Source organism: Deltaproteobacteria bacterium HGW-Deltaproteobacteria-4, from assembly GCA_002841765.1.
Classification (GTDB): Bacteria; Desulfobacterota; Desulfuromonadia; order Desulfuromonadales; family UBA2197; genus UBA2197.
The window spans coordinates 15,715-30,878 of record PHAV01000013.1 but is presented as its reverse complement, the minus strand read 5'-3'; the positions used below and the strand labels follow the sequence as shown (position 1 = coordinate 30,878).

The 15,164-nt window shown below is 61.4% G+C and carries 8 protein-coding genes and 1 pseudogene; 3 read left to right on the top strand and 6 right to left on the bottom strand.

Going from position 1 to position 15,164, the window contains the following annotated elements:
* The 4 genes and pseudogenes from recD to CVU69_09905 form a co-directional block, all read right to left on the bottom strand.
* Entirely contained in the window at window positions 1-1,761 is a 1,761-nt protein-coding gene (gene recD, locus CVU69_09920; GenBank protein PKN11920.1) for an exodeoxyribonuclease V subunit alpha, read from the bottom strand.
* A complete protein-coding gene (gene recB / locus CVU69_09915) occupies window positions 1,758-5,354 on the bottom strand; it encodes an exodeoxyribonuclease V subunit beta (protein ID PKN11919.1) in 3,597 nt (1,198 codons plus the stop codon). The genes recD and recB overlap by 4 nt, the downstream gene beginning before the upstream one ends.
* Window positions 5,351-8,656 carry an exodeoxyribonuclease V subunit gamma gene (gene recC / locus CVU69_09910; protein ID PKN11918.1) on the bottom strand — a complete coding sequence of 1,102 codons (3,306 nt, stop codon included), beginning with the start codon at window positions 8,654-8,656 and terminating at the stop codon, window positions 5,351-5,353. The genes recB and recC overlap by 4 nt, the downstream gene beginning before the upstream one ends.
* Window positions 8,657-8,905: 249 nt before the next feature.
* Window positions 8,906-10,038 (bottom strand): annotated as a pseudogene (locus CVU69_09905) (IS3 family transposase).
* Between the two features lie 85 nt (window positions 10,039-10,123).
* Between CVU69_09905 and CVU69_09900 the strand changes: the two are divergent.
* Both CVU69_09900 and CVU69_09895 read left to right on the top strand, forming a co-directional pair.
* Window positions 10,124-10,351: a hypothetical protein gene (locus tag CVU69_09900; GenBank protein PKN11917.1), complete on the top strand. Its 228-nt coding sequence runs from the start codon at window positions 10,124-10,126 to the stop codon at window positions 10,349-10,351.
* 126 nt (window positions 10,352-10,477) lie between these two features.
* A complete protein-coding gene (locus CVU69_09895) occupies window positions 10,478-11,038 on the top strand; it encodes a hypothetical protein (GenBank protein PKN11916.1) in 561 nt (186 codons plus the stop codon).
* Window positions 11,039-11,254: 216 nt separating this feature from the next.
* Here CVU69_09895 and msrA read toward each other — a convergent pair whose 3' ends face one another.
* Both msrA and CVU69_09885 read right to left on the bottom strand, forming a co-directional pair.
* Window positions 11,255-11,845: a peptide-methionine (S)-S-oxide reductase gene (gene msrA, locus CVU69_09890; protein PKN11915.1), complete on the bottom strand. Its 591-nt coding sequence runs from the start codon at window positions 11,843-11,845 to the stop codon at window positions 11,255-11,257.
* 77 nt (window positions 11,846-11,922) lie between these two features.
* Window positions 11,923-12,684, bottom strand: coding sequence for an MBL fold metallo-hydrolase (locus tag CVU69_09885; protein PKN11914.1), 762 nt, complete (start codon window positions 12,682-12,684; stop codon window positions 11,923-11,925).
* Window positions 12,685-12,909: 225 nt separating this feature from the next.
* Here CVU69_09885 and katG point away from each other — a divergent pair, with 225 nt between their 5' ends.
* Window positions 12,910-15,105 carry a catalase/peroxidase HPI gene (gene katG / locus CVU69_09880; protein ID PKN11913.1) on the top strand — a complete coding sequence of 732 codons (2,196 nt, stop codon included), beginning with the start codon at window positions 12,910-12,912 and terminating at the stop codon, window positions 15,103-15,105.
* Window positions 15,106-15,164: the final 59 nt, after the last annotated feature.

Sequence of the window (15,164 nt, the reverse complement as noted above, 5' to 3'; positions counted from 1 at the left end):
TTATCCCCACAACTGCTCCCGCAGTCCAGAACTCCGCACCACCCGCTCCTGAGCCGCCTCAACGAACGTCTCGGCATCGCCGAAGATCTGCAACGAATCGCGCGCCCGGCTGACGGCGGTGTAGAGGAGTTCTCGGGTCAGGATGGCTGAGCACTGTCCCGGCAGAATCAGCAGGACACGGTCAAACTCCGACCCCTGGCTCTTATGGACGGTCATGGCAAAGGCAGTTTCATGCGCCGGCAGGGTCAGGGGAGCGAGTCCCCGCGCTTCCCCGGCAGCGGTGGTGAAGAAGACCCGCAGCGCCCCGTCCGCGGCCGGATCCGGGAGACAGAGACCGATATCGCCGTTGAAGAGATCCTGGCCAAGGGCATTGCGGGTGATCATCACCGGACGGCCGGCGTACCAGAGCTTGCCACCGGCGATCCGCTGGCGGCGGATAAGGAGCTCCTCGATCCGCTGGTTCAGGGAGATACTCCCGGTCGGTCCCTGCCGCAGGGCGGTCAGGAGCATGAAGTTACCGAAACGGCGCAACGACTCCTGCGGATTCTCCGCTGCCAGATAGTCAGCCACCCAGTGATCGACCTCATCGACGATGGCCGCTGTCAGCGCAGCCTGGTCCATAAGATCGGACCAGATTGCAGACTTGTCACCAGAGTGCAACAGACGCAGCGCTGCCTCCCCGTCGCCGGCATTGAGGAGGCGACAGAGGGTACCGATCGCCCCCTGCGCATCGAAGCGACGGCTCTGCTGCAAGGTCACAATCGCATCGGCGAGCCCGCTCACCATAGGGGAGCATTGAGTGCGCCCGCCCTGTCCAAAGAGCCCTGCCAGCAATGCCGTAAATCCCGCCGACCGTCCAACCTCCCCGCCCCCGCAGAGATCGGCCAGGACCTCCCCGGCTTCGACCGAAGCGAGCTGGTCGCGGTCGCCAAGGATGATCAGCTGTGCTGTCCGCGGTAGGGCGCTGACCAGTTGCCGCATCAGGGAGAGATTGACCATCGACGCTTCGTCGAGGACGACGACATCGACGCGAAGTTGCCGTTCAGCACCGTAACGGAAGGCCGTCCCGCTGGCATTGGCGCCGAGGAGGCGGTGGAGCGTCGCCGTCTCGACCGGAATCGCCTCCCGAACCTCCGGCGCACAGGGGAGCGCGGCCCGGGCGCGACTGATCGACTCACGCAGGCGCGCGGCGGCCTTGCCGGTCGGCGCGGTCAGGGCGATACGCAGCGGCTCCTTCGCTTGCTCGATCAGAAGGGCGAGGACCTTGACGACGGTCGTCGTCTTCCCCGTCCCTGGCCCGCCGGTGATGACGCTGAAGTTCTTGAGGATGGCGGTCGCGGCGGCCACCGCCTGTTCGTCCGGTGTCCCGTCAGCACGCAAGGGGAAGAGACGCTGCAGACCGTCGCTAAGGACGACCGTATCGATATTCTCCCGCAGCCCCTCCCCGCGCGCTATCAATTCGGCGGCGAGGTGATGCTCCGCTTCCCACTGTCGGTAAAGGTAGAGGCGGCCGGTGGCATCGAGGATCAGGGGTTTCCATTCTCCCGGCGCCCCGACGACCGATGCCTGTTGCAGGATCGCAAGGAGCGTTTCCGACTCGGCATCCTGCCGCAGGTCGAGACAAACATCACCGTTCTCCCCGGCATCGACCAGGGATGCTCCCAGATTAGAAACCAGAGGATTATCTTCAGGCGCCAACCGCTGGAGGAGAGCAGCAAAGTGCCGGGCCGCAGGGCTGACTGTCGGCTGCGTATCGCTCATAGGACATCCTTGCCGGCAAAGAGTTCATCCAGATCCTCAATCAATGCCAAGCTCGGCCGATCACGGTAGATGCCGGTCCTGCCGCCGGCATCTACGCCGCGCAGAAAGAGGTAGAAGACGCCGCCGAAGTGGCTCTCGTAGTCGTAATCATCAAGGGTGCGGCGGAGATGACGATGGAGGGCGACGCAGTAAAGGTGATACTGGAGGATGTAACCGGAGGATAGCATCTCGCCCAGCATCCGCTCATGGGTGTAGGCGGCGCTGTTGCTGCCGAGATGGTTCGATTTCCAATCGATGAGATAGTAGCGGCCATCAAGGGTGAAGACGAGGTCGATGAAACCGCGGAGCATGCCGGAGGCGGTCTCGAAGTTGAGAGCGGCGATCATCGACACCAGACGCGGATCCGGGAGGTCACTTTGATGGCGGCGGAAGAGACCGGTCAGACCAGCGGCGCGAAGCTCCGTCAGCGGCAGGAAGAAACCCATCTCGCTGCAGCGCTCCTTCCTGCTGACGCGGCAGAGCTGCAGCTCCGCTCTCTCCGGCGACAGCGGGGCTTGCAGGACATCCGCAACCATCGCTGCGACGACCGGCGCCCATTCGAGATCGATGGCATAGGCGGCGAGGCTCTTGGCAATGACGCCCGGATCAACCCCGGCAGCAGCAAAGTCGATGACCTCGAAGATGTCGTGCAGGGCGCTGCCGGGATCGGCGCCGCGCGGGAAGGTGTGAATGGTCGGGCCGCTGCTGACGCTCTCCGCAAGTGCAGCAACTCCTTCTTCAGCGCCGACCCGTTCGCTCGTCTTCCAAGCTTCGCCGTCGGCGAGATGATGACTGCCGGCGACCAGAGCCGAATAGCTGGAGAGGCGCCAGTCGCTGCGGATGGCGGTCGGCACAAGCAGGGGGGCGAGTTCGCTCCTGCCAGCGCCGCTGATATTCAACCGCTCGACCTGCGGATATTGTGGCAGATCGACAATCTCGCCGCTGTCGGCAGCAAGGAGAGGGGAGAGACGGGCGCGGATCGCTTCATCGTCAAGGGTTTTAAAGATTTTCTCCGTCTCTTCCACTTCGGCCCCAAGCGGGACCGCCTCCGGGCCGTGCAGCAGCCAGGCCGGGGCAGACGACTCGGCGTCCTTCAGTCCTCCCCAGACAAGATAAAGACGGGCCTGCGCGCGGGTGAGAGCGACATAAAGGAGACGGAGATTCTCGGCTAGTCCTTCACGGATATTACTGGCACGATACTCTTCGCGCTCCTCGGCCGGGCTGCCAAGATCGAGGGTGAGCTCCCCCCGCCCTGTCGCCGTCGTCGCATGGAAGGTAAAGGGATCATTCTTGAATTTGCTCGCAGGTCGGCTGCCGTTCCAACAGAAGGGGACAAAGCAGACCGGATATTCTAGCCCCTTGCTGCGGTGAATGGTGACGACCTGCACCGCCCGCTCGTCGGTCTCAAGGCGCAGCTGGTACTCCTCCCCTTCCGGCGGGTCGGCGATCTGCCGCGAGAACCAGGCAAGGAGGCCGGCCATCCCCAGCCCTTCGCGGCTCTCAGCGCAGTGCAGCACCTCGAAGGCGTGGCGCAGGTTGGTCAGGCGCCGTTCGCCGTCTCCCCGCGCCAGGATCCGCACCCCCAGCCCTTCGCGCTCAAATATCGCCCCGCTCAGGGCGGTGATCCCCCGCCGCGCCCAGAGTTCGTGATAGTCGCGCAGGCGCTGTAGCCACTCTTCGAGAGTGGCGGGGTCATCGACACTGGATAAGAGCTGCTCCGGGGCAAAGTCAAGGAGGCCGCAGGCCAGCGCCCCCCGTGCGAGATAGGTATCAGACGGATCGGCGATCGCCGCCAGCGTACGCAGGAGGAGTTCGACCTCAGGCGCGGCAAAGAGCGATTCCGTCCCCTGGCGGATCGCCGGGACACCGCAGGACAGGAGCTGCTCCTGCATCGCCGCCGCCTGGCGGTTGCTGCGCACCAGGACGGCGATGTCGCCGGCCGTGACGCTGCGTTCCCCCTCTCCCGTCCGTAGGCGCGCCCCGGAGTTGAGGAGACGGACGATCTCGGCCGTAACTCCGGTAATAATCCGCTCGGTCGTAATCTCCTTGTTGGCGGCTTTACCGTCCGGGCGATGAACGAACCAGAGCTGCAGCGGCGGGCGTTCTTTCTCACCCTCTTCCAATAACGCGACAGAGCGATTCCGCTCACTCCCGGCCACCGGTGGATACGGAATCTCGTCAAAGAGGAAGGGGTTCTCCCGCGCAAAGAGAGAGCTGACCGCGTCGACCAGGGCCGGAGCGGAGCGGTAGTTGACGCCGAGGGTAAAGTGGTGCTCGACCTGGCGGGCGGCGGAAAGATAGGTGAAGATATCGGCGCCGCGGAAGGAGTAGATCGCCTGCTTCGGGTCACCGATGAGAAAGAGGGTGCGGCTGGCATCGGGGCAGAGGGTGCCGAAGATGGCGTACTGCACCGGGTCGGTATCCTGGAATTCGTCGATGAGGATGGCGCGGTAGCTTCCCTGCAGCGCCTGCAGCAGTCCGGCGCCGCTCGATCTCTGCACCGCAGTGGCGACTTCGCTGAGGAGATCGTCGAAGGTGCGCACATTCAGTTGCGCCTTGCGCCGCTGCGCCTCACCTTCCCGCCAGAAGAGGAAGTCGCGCTGCAGGGCGAGGAGCCCGGCGCGGCAGAGGCCCTGCAGCTCCTCCCGCGCTTCGGCAAAGGCGGCGCAGTCGGCAAAGAAGGGGTGTGACGGTGACGGCTTTCCCTTGTTGGCCTGGGGTGACGAGAACTTCTTGATCCCTTCATCCCCTCCCCAGAGGGAGCCGGCAGCCAAGAAGCGGTCGAGTTCCTGCGCCCAGCTCTGAATCTTCTCCGGCGTATAGGAGCCTTTGCGCATCCCCGGCGCACAGGCGAGGTAGTCGGCAAGGATGGTGGCGCGCTCCGCACTCCATGTATCGGCGAGATGGAGGAAGAGCGCCGTGCAGCTCCGCTCGTTAGCGGCCAGATCGGGGGCCGGCGCCTCGGGGAGGATGCGCTCCGCCCGCCGCGCTGCCCGTTGCAGCTTGTAAAGCTTGTCAGGACAGTAGTTGCAGGCGAGAAGGTAATCGGCAAGGGTCGACGTGAAGGCCGGGCTGCGCAACCGCCAGAAGTCGTCGGCGAGCTGCTGTTCGAAGCTGGAAAGGTCGGTGACGAGCTCGGTATCGAAGAGGGCGCGGGCCTCGAAGGCGCGATCCTGGAGGACGCGCTGGCAGAAGCCGTGGATGGTGTAGATCGCCGCCTGGTCGAAGTTGATCAGCGCCCGCTGCAGACGGCGGCGAGCATCGTCATGGTCGTCGGTCCGCTGGTGCAGGTTGGTGAGAAAATCGTCGCTACCGCCGCGCGTGAAGAAGTCGACCGCTTCGACCAGACGTCGGCGGATGCGGTCGCGCAGTTCGGCGGTTGCCGCTTCGGTGAAGGTGACGACGAGGATCTGCTCGATCTCCCGCTGCTGCTCGATGATCAGGCGCACCACCAGGGCGGCGATGGTGTAAGTCTTGCCGGTCCCGGCGCTCGCCTCGACGAGGATGCGGCCGGTGATCGGACTTTGTAGGAGATCAAAGGTCGGATGACTCATGCCTCCTCCTCCCCTTCACTCCCGGCCTGCAGGAGGGGAACAAAGATCGCCAGCGCCAGGGTCGTGAAGGCGGCGTTTAAGGGATCGTCAGGGAAGGCGAGGCGGTAGTAGGGATCGTTCTCTTCGCCGCTCGCCGGATTGAACTCATCCCGGGCCCAGACCTTGCGCGCCGCAGCCAGCGCCTTGTCGGTATCACCGTCCTTGTGCAGCGCCTGCGCATAGGTGTAGGACGACTGCGGAAAGAAGGGGAGCGTCTCCTGCCACCCCTGCCGGTAAAGGGTGACGAGGTCACCGAGGCAGCTCTGCGCCGCCGCTGCGGCCAGAGGGGCGAAGGTCATGGCGCCGTCCTTGCCGATCAAGGTCGTCGCCAGCAGCCGGCCAGAGGCATTAAGGGCGAGGTGGCGGAGCCAGCCGGCAAGGCAGTCCTTCCCCTTGAGGGAGGCATAACGCCAGAAGAGGGAGGATTCGACGCCGACCCCTTCGACCTCGCCGCTCAAGCGCAGCCCGGCAACGGGGAGATCGATCTCGACTACCTCCGCATCTTCGGGGAGTTGCGCGCGCACCGTTAAGGTAAATTCCTGCACCGAAGAAAGGAGCTGGCGCCAGCTCCCGGCGCCGATGCTGCCGTCCGGGAGGAGGCCGGCGGCGCGGGCGCGCGCCTCTTCCTTGCCGGCATCGCCGTCGTGGAGGAGCCGGGTCGCCAGCGGCTGACCGAGGTTGTAACGCTCCAGGCCGTCGAGGAGGAAGGGTTCCCGTTCCGCCAGCGCCTCGCTGGCGGTGAGGAGGCGCAGCTGCAGGCGATTCTGCAGGAAGAATTTGGCGGGGTTCCTGAGGAAACGTTCGAGCTCGTCGATCGTCACCGTCGTCAGGGGCGGATCGAGGGGGGGCAGCGGCGCGTTGAAGAGCGGTACCATCGCAGCGTCGCCCCGCTGCAGCCGCGCCTGCACCGCCGCATGCCAAAGGGGATCGTAAGAGCGGAGCCGGCTCCCGACCGCAAAGTAAGCGGGGCTGAAGGGCTGGAGATGGTGGCGGGTAACGAGGACGTCACGAAGGATGCCGGTCTCACAGCTAAAACTCGCCTCCAGGGCATCAAGGAGTTCGCCGACGACGACCGAAGGGGGCGCAGAGCTGCCGTCCAGCGGGTCCTCCCCTTGCCAGGTGATGAAGAGGCGCTGCCGTGCCGAGAGGAGTGCTTCGAGAAAGAGGTAACGGTCTTCGTCGCGGCGCGCCGGGTCGCAGGGTTGGGCCTTGATCGGCATGAGGTCGAAGCCGGTCGGGTGGCTGCTGCGGGGGAAGTCGCGATCGTTCATGCCGATCAGGGCGATGACCTGAAAGGGGACGCTGCGCATCGGCTGCAGGGTGCAGAAGGTGATCGGGCCGCTGAGAAAGCCGTGCGTCGAGCTCTCGGCGAGGCCGGCCAGCAGCCGCGAGCGGATCACCGCAAAGGAGACCGAGCCGCTGAAGGCACCGGAGTTCGCTTCCTCGGAAAGGGTGACACAGAGGCGGCGCAGGCGCAGGTAGGCGTCGTTCTCCTCGCCGGGATCGAAGAAGGTGTCGATCAGTTCGAGGAGGGTGGTGCTCCACTCCGACGGCGTCTGCGCTGTGCGGGTGATCTCTATCCAGGAGCGCAGGGCGGCGATGAAGTCGCAGAGCGAGCCGAGGAGAATGGCGTTGCTCCCCTCCCCGCCGGATGCCGGGAGGATGCCGCCAAAGAGGTCGCTGTCCTCCGGCAGGGCGATGCCGAGGAGGAGGCGGTCGAGGCCGGCCTGCCAGGTACAGGCTGGGTTGGCCGGCAGTCCTTCCTGCGCGCGGAAGTCGGCGTCGAGTCCCCAGCGGATATTGACCCGCTCGATCCAGCCCTGGACGATCTCGCCATCCCCCGGATTGAGACCGAAGCGCCGCCCTACCGGCGCCAGCTGCAGGAGATCGAGGAGTTCGGCGGCGGTGCAGCGGCTGCCGGGGAGAGAGCAGAGGCGCTCGAAGGAGATGAGGAGTTCGCCGCCACTGCTGCGCTGGCCGCGATCGGCGATGGTATAGGGGAGCGATGAGGCGCTCCGCTCCCGCCCGGCGCGGCTGAAGACCGCGTCGATGTAGGGGGCGTAGATCTCGATATCCGGGGCCATGACCAGCACATCGCGGGGGGTAAGGCCGGGGAGTTCGCTGAAGGCGGTGAGGAGGAGATCGTGCAGCACCTCGACTTCCCGCAGCGGCCCGTGGCAGGCGTGTATCTGCAGGGAGTGATCGTCCGTCCTCACCTCCTTCTTCTCCGCTGGCGGCCAGTCGAGGGGCCAGTCGGTCCCGAGGATATCGCGATGCAGCGCCGCCAAAAGGGTCTCAGCGCTGGCCGGGACAAAGACCGAATCGTCGTTGGCGTTGAGTTCGAGGAGGCGGCTCAAAAAGTTGCGGCCGCTGCGGCCGAGGGAGCCGAGGAGGGGGTGGCCGTTCTCGATGTAGACCTCTTCGGCATCGAGCCCCTTCTCGGCGGCGCGGCGCAGCAGGCGGGCGGCTTCGCGCGGCGAGCGGATCTCCAGCCAGTAGCCTTCGCAGGGGTTGAGGAAGAAGAGGTGGACCGGGATCAGCGTTGCCAGAGCGTCGAGGAGTTCAAGATGGAGGGGGGGCAAGGTCGAGACGCCAAAGAGGATGATGCGCTCGGGGAGGAGGGCGCGCAGTTGTTCCGGGTCACCCGCCAGCTTGGCGCGAAAGAGTTCGGTCAATTTGGCGCGATGGATCGGCGCATCAACGCCGCTGACCAGCGTCCGCCAGAGGTCGGCCTGCCAGGCTTCGTGCGGCCCGAGCTGCTGCAACCGTCCCTCTTCCCAGTCGTTGATCAGCTGATGGCGGTAGACGAGATACTGGTCCAACAGTCCGGCGATGCGGCCGCAGAGCTGCCAAAGGCGGAGATCATCGCCGGCATGGTCGTGGAGATAGGGAGCAAGGGGCTGATAGGTCGGATCCTGCAGCTTCTCCGGCAGGATCTCCATCAGCCGCCAGGCAAGGTTCTCGGGGACGAGGAGGGGCGATTCGGTGATCGGGCCGAGGAGATTACCTAGGAGTTCACGGATCATGGCGGTCGGAAAGGGGAAGCGGTAGTTCGCCCAGATGCCGTCAATGCTCGCCAGCTGCAGGGAGAGCCAGCGCTCCATCCCCTTGCTCTGCACGGCGATGATCTCCGGCGCCAGCGGCGAAGAGAGGGGCGTATGCAGGACCTTGGCGAGTTCAGCGGCGAGCACTTCGAGGCGGTTGGAGCTATGGAGAAAGAGTCCGGACATTAAGTGCCCCTCTGGGGTTGAGTGAGTGGGCATGGTAGCGGTTTGCGGCGTTTCCTTCAATAGAAAAGCCGGTTAAGATCCAATGAAATTGAAACCTTTTCCCAACCGTAGGGGCGACCCGGTGGGTCGCCCGGGTCTTAGTGTAGGGGCGCAATGCTTGCGCCCGCCTGGTCCAGAAGTTCCGGGGGTTGCGCCCCCGACGACGCCTTACTCTTTTTGCTTGCCCAAAATGAGTAAGCAGCAAAAGGGCACCCCATCATCTGGCCCGCTGCGCGGGTGACCTTACCCCATTAACTGGACCAGTTTGAGGTTAGTGATTTCAGCCTTTTCCTGCTGATTGAAGTGTAATGCAAACTCATTCGGCGTCTGTTGTTTCAGAGAACGATGGGGCCGATTTTCGTTGTAATCCTGTCGCCAGCTTTCGATCTTCACCTGTGCATCATGCAAGCTGGTAAACACATGTTCATTGAGACATTCGTCACGGAATTTGCCATTGAAGCTTTCGATGTAAGCATTCTGTGTCGGCTTCCCAGGTTGTATAAAGTGGAGCTTGACGCCATTTGCGTGTGCCCAGGCATCGAGCGCCTTGCTGATAAATTCCGGCCCATTGTCGACCGTGATCAGATCTGGAAGGCCTCGGGTCAATGCAGCTCGCTCCAGAACCCATGCAACTCGTTGTCCGGTCAGTGAATGATCGACTTCTAAAACTGGACATTCCTTGCTGAGATCATCGACCACCGTAAGAGTGCGAAACCGGCGGCCGTTGTACAGGCTGTCCGAGACAAAATCCATAGACCAGTGCTGATTGATCCGTTCCGGTTTGTCCAGAACAACCCGAAGGTGACTGCACCGCTTTCTCCGTCGTTTAAGTCGAAGAGAGAGCCCTTCTTCTCGATACAGCCTTTCAGTTCGCTTGTGATTGATCAGGTATCCCTCGCGCAGCAGTATGGTGTGTAAGCGGGGGGAGCCATACTTTCGCCGTTGTTCAGCCAGTTGCCGCAAGCGGAGTCTAATCTCTGTATTGTTTGATGGCTTCGCCTGATACCGACAACTACTGCGGCACAGCCTGACGATCTTGCAGGCCCGACGTTCGCTGATGTGATGATGCTCCTGAAGGAAGATCACCACACTGCGACGAGCGGCAGGCGTTACCACTTTTTTGAGAGGACGTCCTTGATTGCCTGATTCTCAAGCATGGTGTCGGCCAGCATCTGTTTAAGCCGACGGTTCTCCGATTCAAGATCCTTCAGGCGCTTGGCGTCAGACACTTCCATACCGCCATACTTGGAGCGCCAATTGTAAAAGGTGGCATCGCTGATGCCGTGCATGCGGCAAAGGTCGACGATTTTCATGCCGGACTATGCTTGCTTCAAAATGCCGATGATCTGTTCTTCCGTGAACCGTTTCGATTTCATGCCTATCTCCCTTTCAAGGATGGATAGACCGAAATCACTAACTTTGCAATGGCTCAGTTTTCAGGGGTAACGTCAGCGCTTCTACGTGCGCCTCGAACGGCGCGGCCTGAAAGGACGGATCATCTCCCTGGAGATCGAACGCGCCCTCGACGCCTTCCTCCTCGACCTGATCCAGACCGGCGGCGGGACGGCGCAGATCGACTTTGCAGAGCCCGATACCATCATTGCCATCGAGACCTTCGGCGAGCGCGGCGGCATCGGCCTCCTCACCCGGCCACTGCGGGAGCGCTACCCCTTTGTCCATGTCCCCTGAGTCCTGAGGGGCGTTGATCCGTGCGGCCACTTGTCACATAAAATTCAATTTCCAAAGCAGGTGCAGCTGTGGTAAATCCTCGGCTGCGCTTCTCCGTTGCAAATACCTTTACGACTCCGGACGCCGATGACCTCCACAACCACCCTCACCCTCCCCGTCCTCAAACTCTTCCTCCTCCCGGTCGGCGGCGGTATCCCGGCCGGAGTCATGCTTGCCCGCGCCAACGGCCTCGCCTGGCCGATCACCACCGGCATCTACCTGATCTCCGATATCATCCTCGCCATTGCCTTTGAGCCGATCCTGCGCCTTCTTTCCCTGCTCTGCGGCAGAGTCCCCTTTCTTGCCCGCTTCCGCGTTGCCATGAAGGAGGCGACCGCCCGCAGTGTCGCCCATATCAGCCCCGGCGCCGGCCCTCTCGCCCTGGTGATGGTCGCCTTCGGCGTCGACCCGATGACCGGGCGCGCCACCGCCATGGCGGCCGGTCACGGCTTTATCGCCGGATGGGCCTTTGCCATCGCCGGCGACATGCTCTACTTCGCCGTCATTGCCATCTCCACCCTGCGACTCAACGCCTGGATCCAGAATCCGAACATCACCATGGCCATCGTCCTTGCCGCCATGTTCCTCGGGCCGATGCTGGTTCGCAAGCTCCGGAAGAAATCGAAATCGCTGTGGAGAGCGGAGTAGTCATGGAAGAGAAACGGGCCGGATTGTCAAAAGACAACCCGGCCCGTTTTATCTTTTCCTCCACCAATATTAAGACGTCGCAATCAGCAAAGCAGCTTCTGCTGCGAAGTGCTTGTTAAAAGGTCTTTCAGCGTTTGTGATAGGTGAGACAATCTACAGATTATACCATCCTGTCGTCTTGACATCGCCATCGCGCGGGGCGCCGAAAACCTCTGGCTAATGGGTCGTTTTCTCCCCCCACAGCTCTTTTAATCGCTTGTCACGACCGCAATTCCAGCGATACGCATTGTAGCGTATGGGATTCTTTTTATAGTAATCCTGATGGTAACTTTCCTCCCCTTTGATCGGATAGAAAGTCGAAATATCTAAAATCGGCGTCACAATTTTCTTGCCGGGAAACTTTGCGGCGACCGCCCTTTTACTCTCTTCGGCCATCGCCTTTTCTGTTTCATTGGCAACGAAAATTGCACTCAAATAACTCGGGCCTTTATCACAAAACTGTCCACTGGCATCAAAGGGGTCGATGTTGACCCAGAAATATGCCAGCAACTCTTTGTAACTCACCTTGTCGGGATCATAGGTTATTTCAACGGCTTCAAAGTGTCCTGCATGGTTGCCGTTGTAGGTTGGATTTTTTACGGTACCGCCGGTAAAACCCGAGACGACGTCCATGACGCCCGGAAGTTTTTCGAAATCTGCCTCCATGCACCAGAAACAGCCGCCTGCCAATATGGCCTTGGCAGCAAAGGAATGAGAGACTAAAGAGAGCAGGATGATTAACAGGAGCAAGATCCGTTTGTATTTCATAAAACTCCTCTTTTCTCTGTAGCTTAAAATCTAGCCGAACGTGACGGCATATACAAATCAATTACGTTACAAATCAATTACGTTCTTCCAGGTCGCCTTTGCCATTCCTTCTGCCCCTCGCCCAGAGTTGAAGCGTACATGGCAGCCAGTTGTCGCAAGGCCCGCGCTCCATCACCGCGATATGATGAACCGTGCATGATAGCAAGGAGCTTCGGACTGAGACTTGCCAGCATCTGCAGGGTGTCATCGGTCCAGGCAGCATAGGGATAGGCATGCGGAAGTGGCCCGGCTTCGTAGTCCAGGAGTGACTGACGGGCCGCTTTGACCACCTCTTCCTCTGTCACCGGACAGAGTTCGCCGTTCTGGAGAAAGAGATCCGAACAGAAAAGGGTGGCGCCGCTCTCTTCAAAAAGGAGGCTGGCATCCCAGCCGTGCGGAACCTGTGGCGTCTGAAGAAATTGAAAGCGGTGCCGGCCGGTAACGAGAACTTCTCCGGTGGACATGATATGTACCCGACCGCCGGTGTAGTCATTGATATTCACCAGCGCCCCGATCTGGCCGCAGACCGGTTTCGCCTGCGGCGCCAGGGCCAGCCATTCGTTCAACGAACCACATTCATCGGCCTCAAAATGACTGAAGCCGATCCAGCGGATGCGGGTTGGGTCGACAACGGTCGCCACCGCATCGCGGACCATCGGGAACAGTCCCCGCAGTCCGGTGTGATAAAGAAGCGGCTCGTCGTCAGCAACGAGGAACTGGTTAAACTGGAGGTTGATCTTGGCAATGTAAGTCGACAAGCGATAGAGGTCCGGCGCAATTTCGTCAATACGGGTCTCCATGCTGTACCTCCGTGGTGCGAGTGACTAGGAGAAATGATAACAGAGATAACGGGCAAGTCAAAATTCTGGACCGACAAGTACTCTGTACATTGAAAGCACGTTCACCTTTCTACCCGACCTTGAGAATGACTTCCAAAACCCGATTTTTTGGGTATACTAAGAAAAAATAATATTGTCTTTTATTAGCTGAACCAATCCAAACCTGTACGCAAAAGGAGAGCGAAGATGAGTCATGAGAGCAGATGTCCGGTCACAGGCCGAACTGACAAACCGACCGCCAGCCGGGGCACATCGAACCGGGACTGGTGGCCAAACCAGCTGAACCTCAAGATGCTGCACCAGAATTCTCCCTTGGGCAACCCGATGGGGGAGGAGTTCAACTACGCAGAGGAATTCAAAAAACTCGACCTGCAGGCTCTGAAGCAGGATCTTTATGCGCTGATGACCAACTCGCAGGAGTGGTGGCCGGCGGACTGGGGGCATTACGGTGGGCTCTTTATCCGTATGGCGTGGCACAGCGCCGGCACCTACCGCACCGGCGACGGTCGTGGCGGCGCGTCGTCGGGTTCGCAGCGTTTCGCACCGCTCAACAGCTGGCCGGATAACGTCAACCTCGACAAGGCGCGCCGCCTCCTCTGGCCGATCAAACAGAAGTACGGTCGGCAAATTTCCTGGGCCGACCTGATGATCCTCGCCGGCAACTGCGCGCTGGAGTCGATGGGCTTCAAGACCTTCGGATTTGGCGGCGGACGCGAAGATATATGGGAACCGGAAGAGGATATTTACTGGGGAAAGGAAGAGACCTGGCTGGGTGACAAGCGCTACAGCGGTGACCGTGATCTCGAGAATCCACTCGCGGCCGTGCAGATGGGACTGATCTACGTCAACCCGGAAGGGCCGAACGGTGAACCCGATCCGGTCGGCTCCGGCCGGGATGTGCGCGAGACCTTTGCCCGCATGGCGATGAACGACGAAGAGACCGTCGCCCTGGTTGCCGGCGGCCACACTTTCGGCAAATGCCATGGCGCCGGCCCGGCATCGTATGTCGGTCCGGAACCGGAAGCTGCCCCGATCGAAGAGCAGGGTCTCGGTTGGAGAAGCAGTTTCGGTATCGGCAAAGGCGGCGATACCATCAGTAGCGGCATCGAGGGCGCCTGGAAACCGAACCCGACCACATGGGACATGGGTTATCTGAAGGTGCTGTTCAAGTACGAATGGGAGCTGGTCAAGAGTCCGGCCGGCGCCAATCAGTGGCTGGCCAAGGATGTCGCCGAAGAGGACATGGTGGTTGACGCCCACGACCCGACGCAGATGCGGCGGCCGATGATGACGACGGCGGACCTGTCCCTGCGCTTTGACCCGATCTATGAACCGATCGCGCGAAGCTATCTGAAAAACCCGGAGAAATTCGCCGATGCGTTCGCAAGGGCGTGGTTCAAGCTGACCCACCGCGACATGGGACCGCGCGCCCGTTATCTCGGCGCTGAAGTGCCGGCAGAGGAACTGATCTGGCAGGACCCGGTCCCGGCAGTCAACCAGCCCTTGATTAACGCACCGGAGATCGTCGCCCTCAAGGGGAAGATCATCGCCTCTGGACTCCCGATCTCGCAACTCGTCGCGACCGCCTGGGCAGCGGCCTCCACCTTCCGCGGCTCTGACAAGCGCGGCGGAGCAAACGGCGCGCGGATCCGTTTAGCACCGCAGAAGGATTGGGAAGTGAATCAGCCGGCGCAACTGCAGAGCGTTCTGCAGGTCCTGGAGGGAATTCGGAAAGAGTTCAACAGTGCCCAATCCGGTGGAAAATCGGTCTCCCTTGCTGATCTGATTGTACTGGCGGGTTGCGCCGGAATCGAGCAAGCCGCACAGAGAGCCGGACAAAATGTGATTGTCCCCTTCACGCCGGGACGCACCGATGCGACGCAGGAGCAGACCGACGTGGAGGCATTCGCTGTCCTCGAACCGGCGGCCGACGGCTTCCGCAACTACCTCAAAACCAGATACACTGTACCGGCCGAAGAACTGCTGATCGATCGGGCGCAACTACTGACGTTGACCGCCCCGGAGATGACGGTCCTCCTGGGCGGTCTGCGCGTCCTCAATGCCAACGTTGGAGCAACCCCCCACGGCGTCTTCACCAAGCGGCCGGAGATCCTCACTAATGATTTCTTTGTCAATCTCCTCGACATGGGGACCACCTGGAAGCCGACTGTGGAAAGTGACGATGTTTTTGAGGGGCGGGATCGTACCAGCGGTGAGCTAAAGTGGACCGCTACCCGGGTCGACCTTATCTTCGGTTCAAACTCCCAGCTCCGGGCCCTGGCGGAAGTCTACGGCTGCCAAGACTCTCAGGAGAAGTTCCTGAATGATTTTATCGCGGCCTGGAACAAGGTCATGAACCTTGACCGTTTTGACCTTGCCTGATCGATCAAGCTCTGACAACCCACAAAAAAGCCCAACCTTCAGGTTGGGCTTTTTTGTGG

Excerpts from the sequence above, each read along its gene's own strand:
- recC (PKN11918.1), bottom strand. The coding sequence starts at position 8,656 with ATGCCCACTCACTCAACCCCAGAGGGGCACTTAATGTCCGGACTCTTT.
- katG (PKN11913.1), top strand. The coding sequence starts at position 12,910 with ATGAGTCATGAGAGCAGATGTCCGGTCACAGGCCGAACTGACAAACCG.
- CVU69_09885 (PKN11914.1), bottom strand. The coding sequence starts at position 12,684 with ATGGAGACCCGTATTGACGAAATTGCGCCGGACCTCTATCGCTTGTCG.
- recD (PKN11920.1), bottom strand. The coding sequence starts at position 1,761 with ATGAGCGATACGCAGCCGACAGTCAGCCCTGCGGCCCGGCACTTTGCT.
- msrA (PKN11915.1), bottom strand. The coding sequence starts at position 11,845 with ATGAAATACAAACGGATCTTGCTCCTGTTAATCATCCTGCTCTCTTTA.
- CVU69_09895 (PKN11916.1), top strand. The coding sequence starts at position 10,478 with ATGACCTCCACAACCACCCTCACCCTCCCCGTCCTCAAACTCTTCCTC.
- recB (PKN11919.1), bottom strand. The coding sequence starts at position 5,354 with ATGAGTCATCCGACCTTTGATCTCCTACAAAGTCCGATCACCGGCCGC.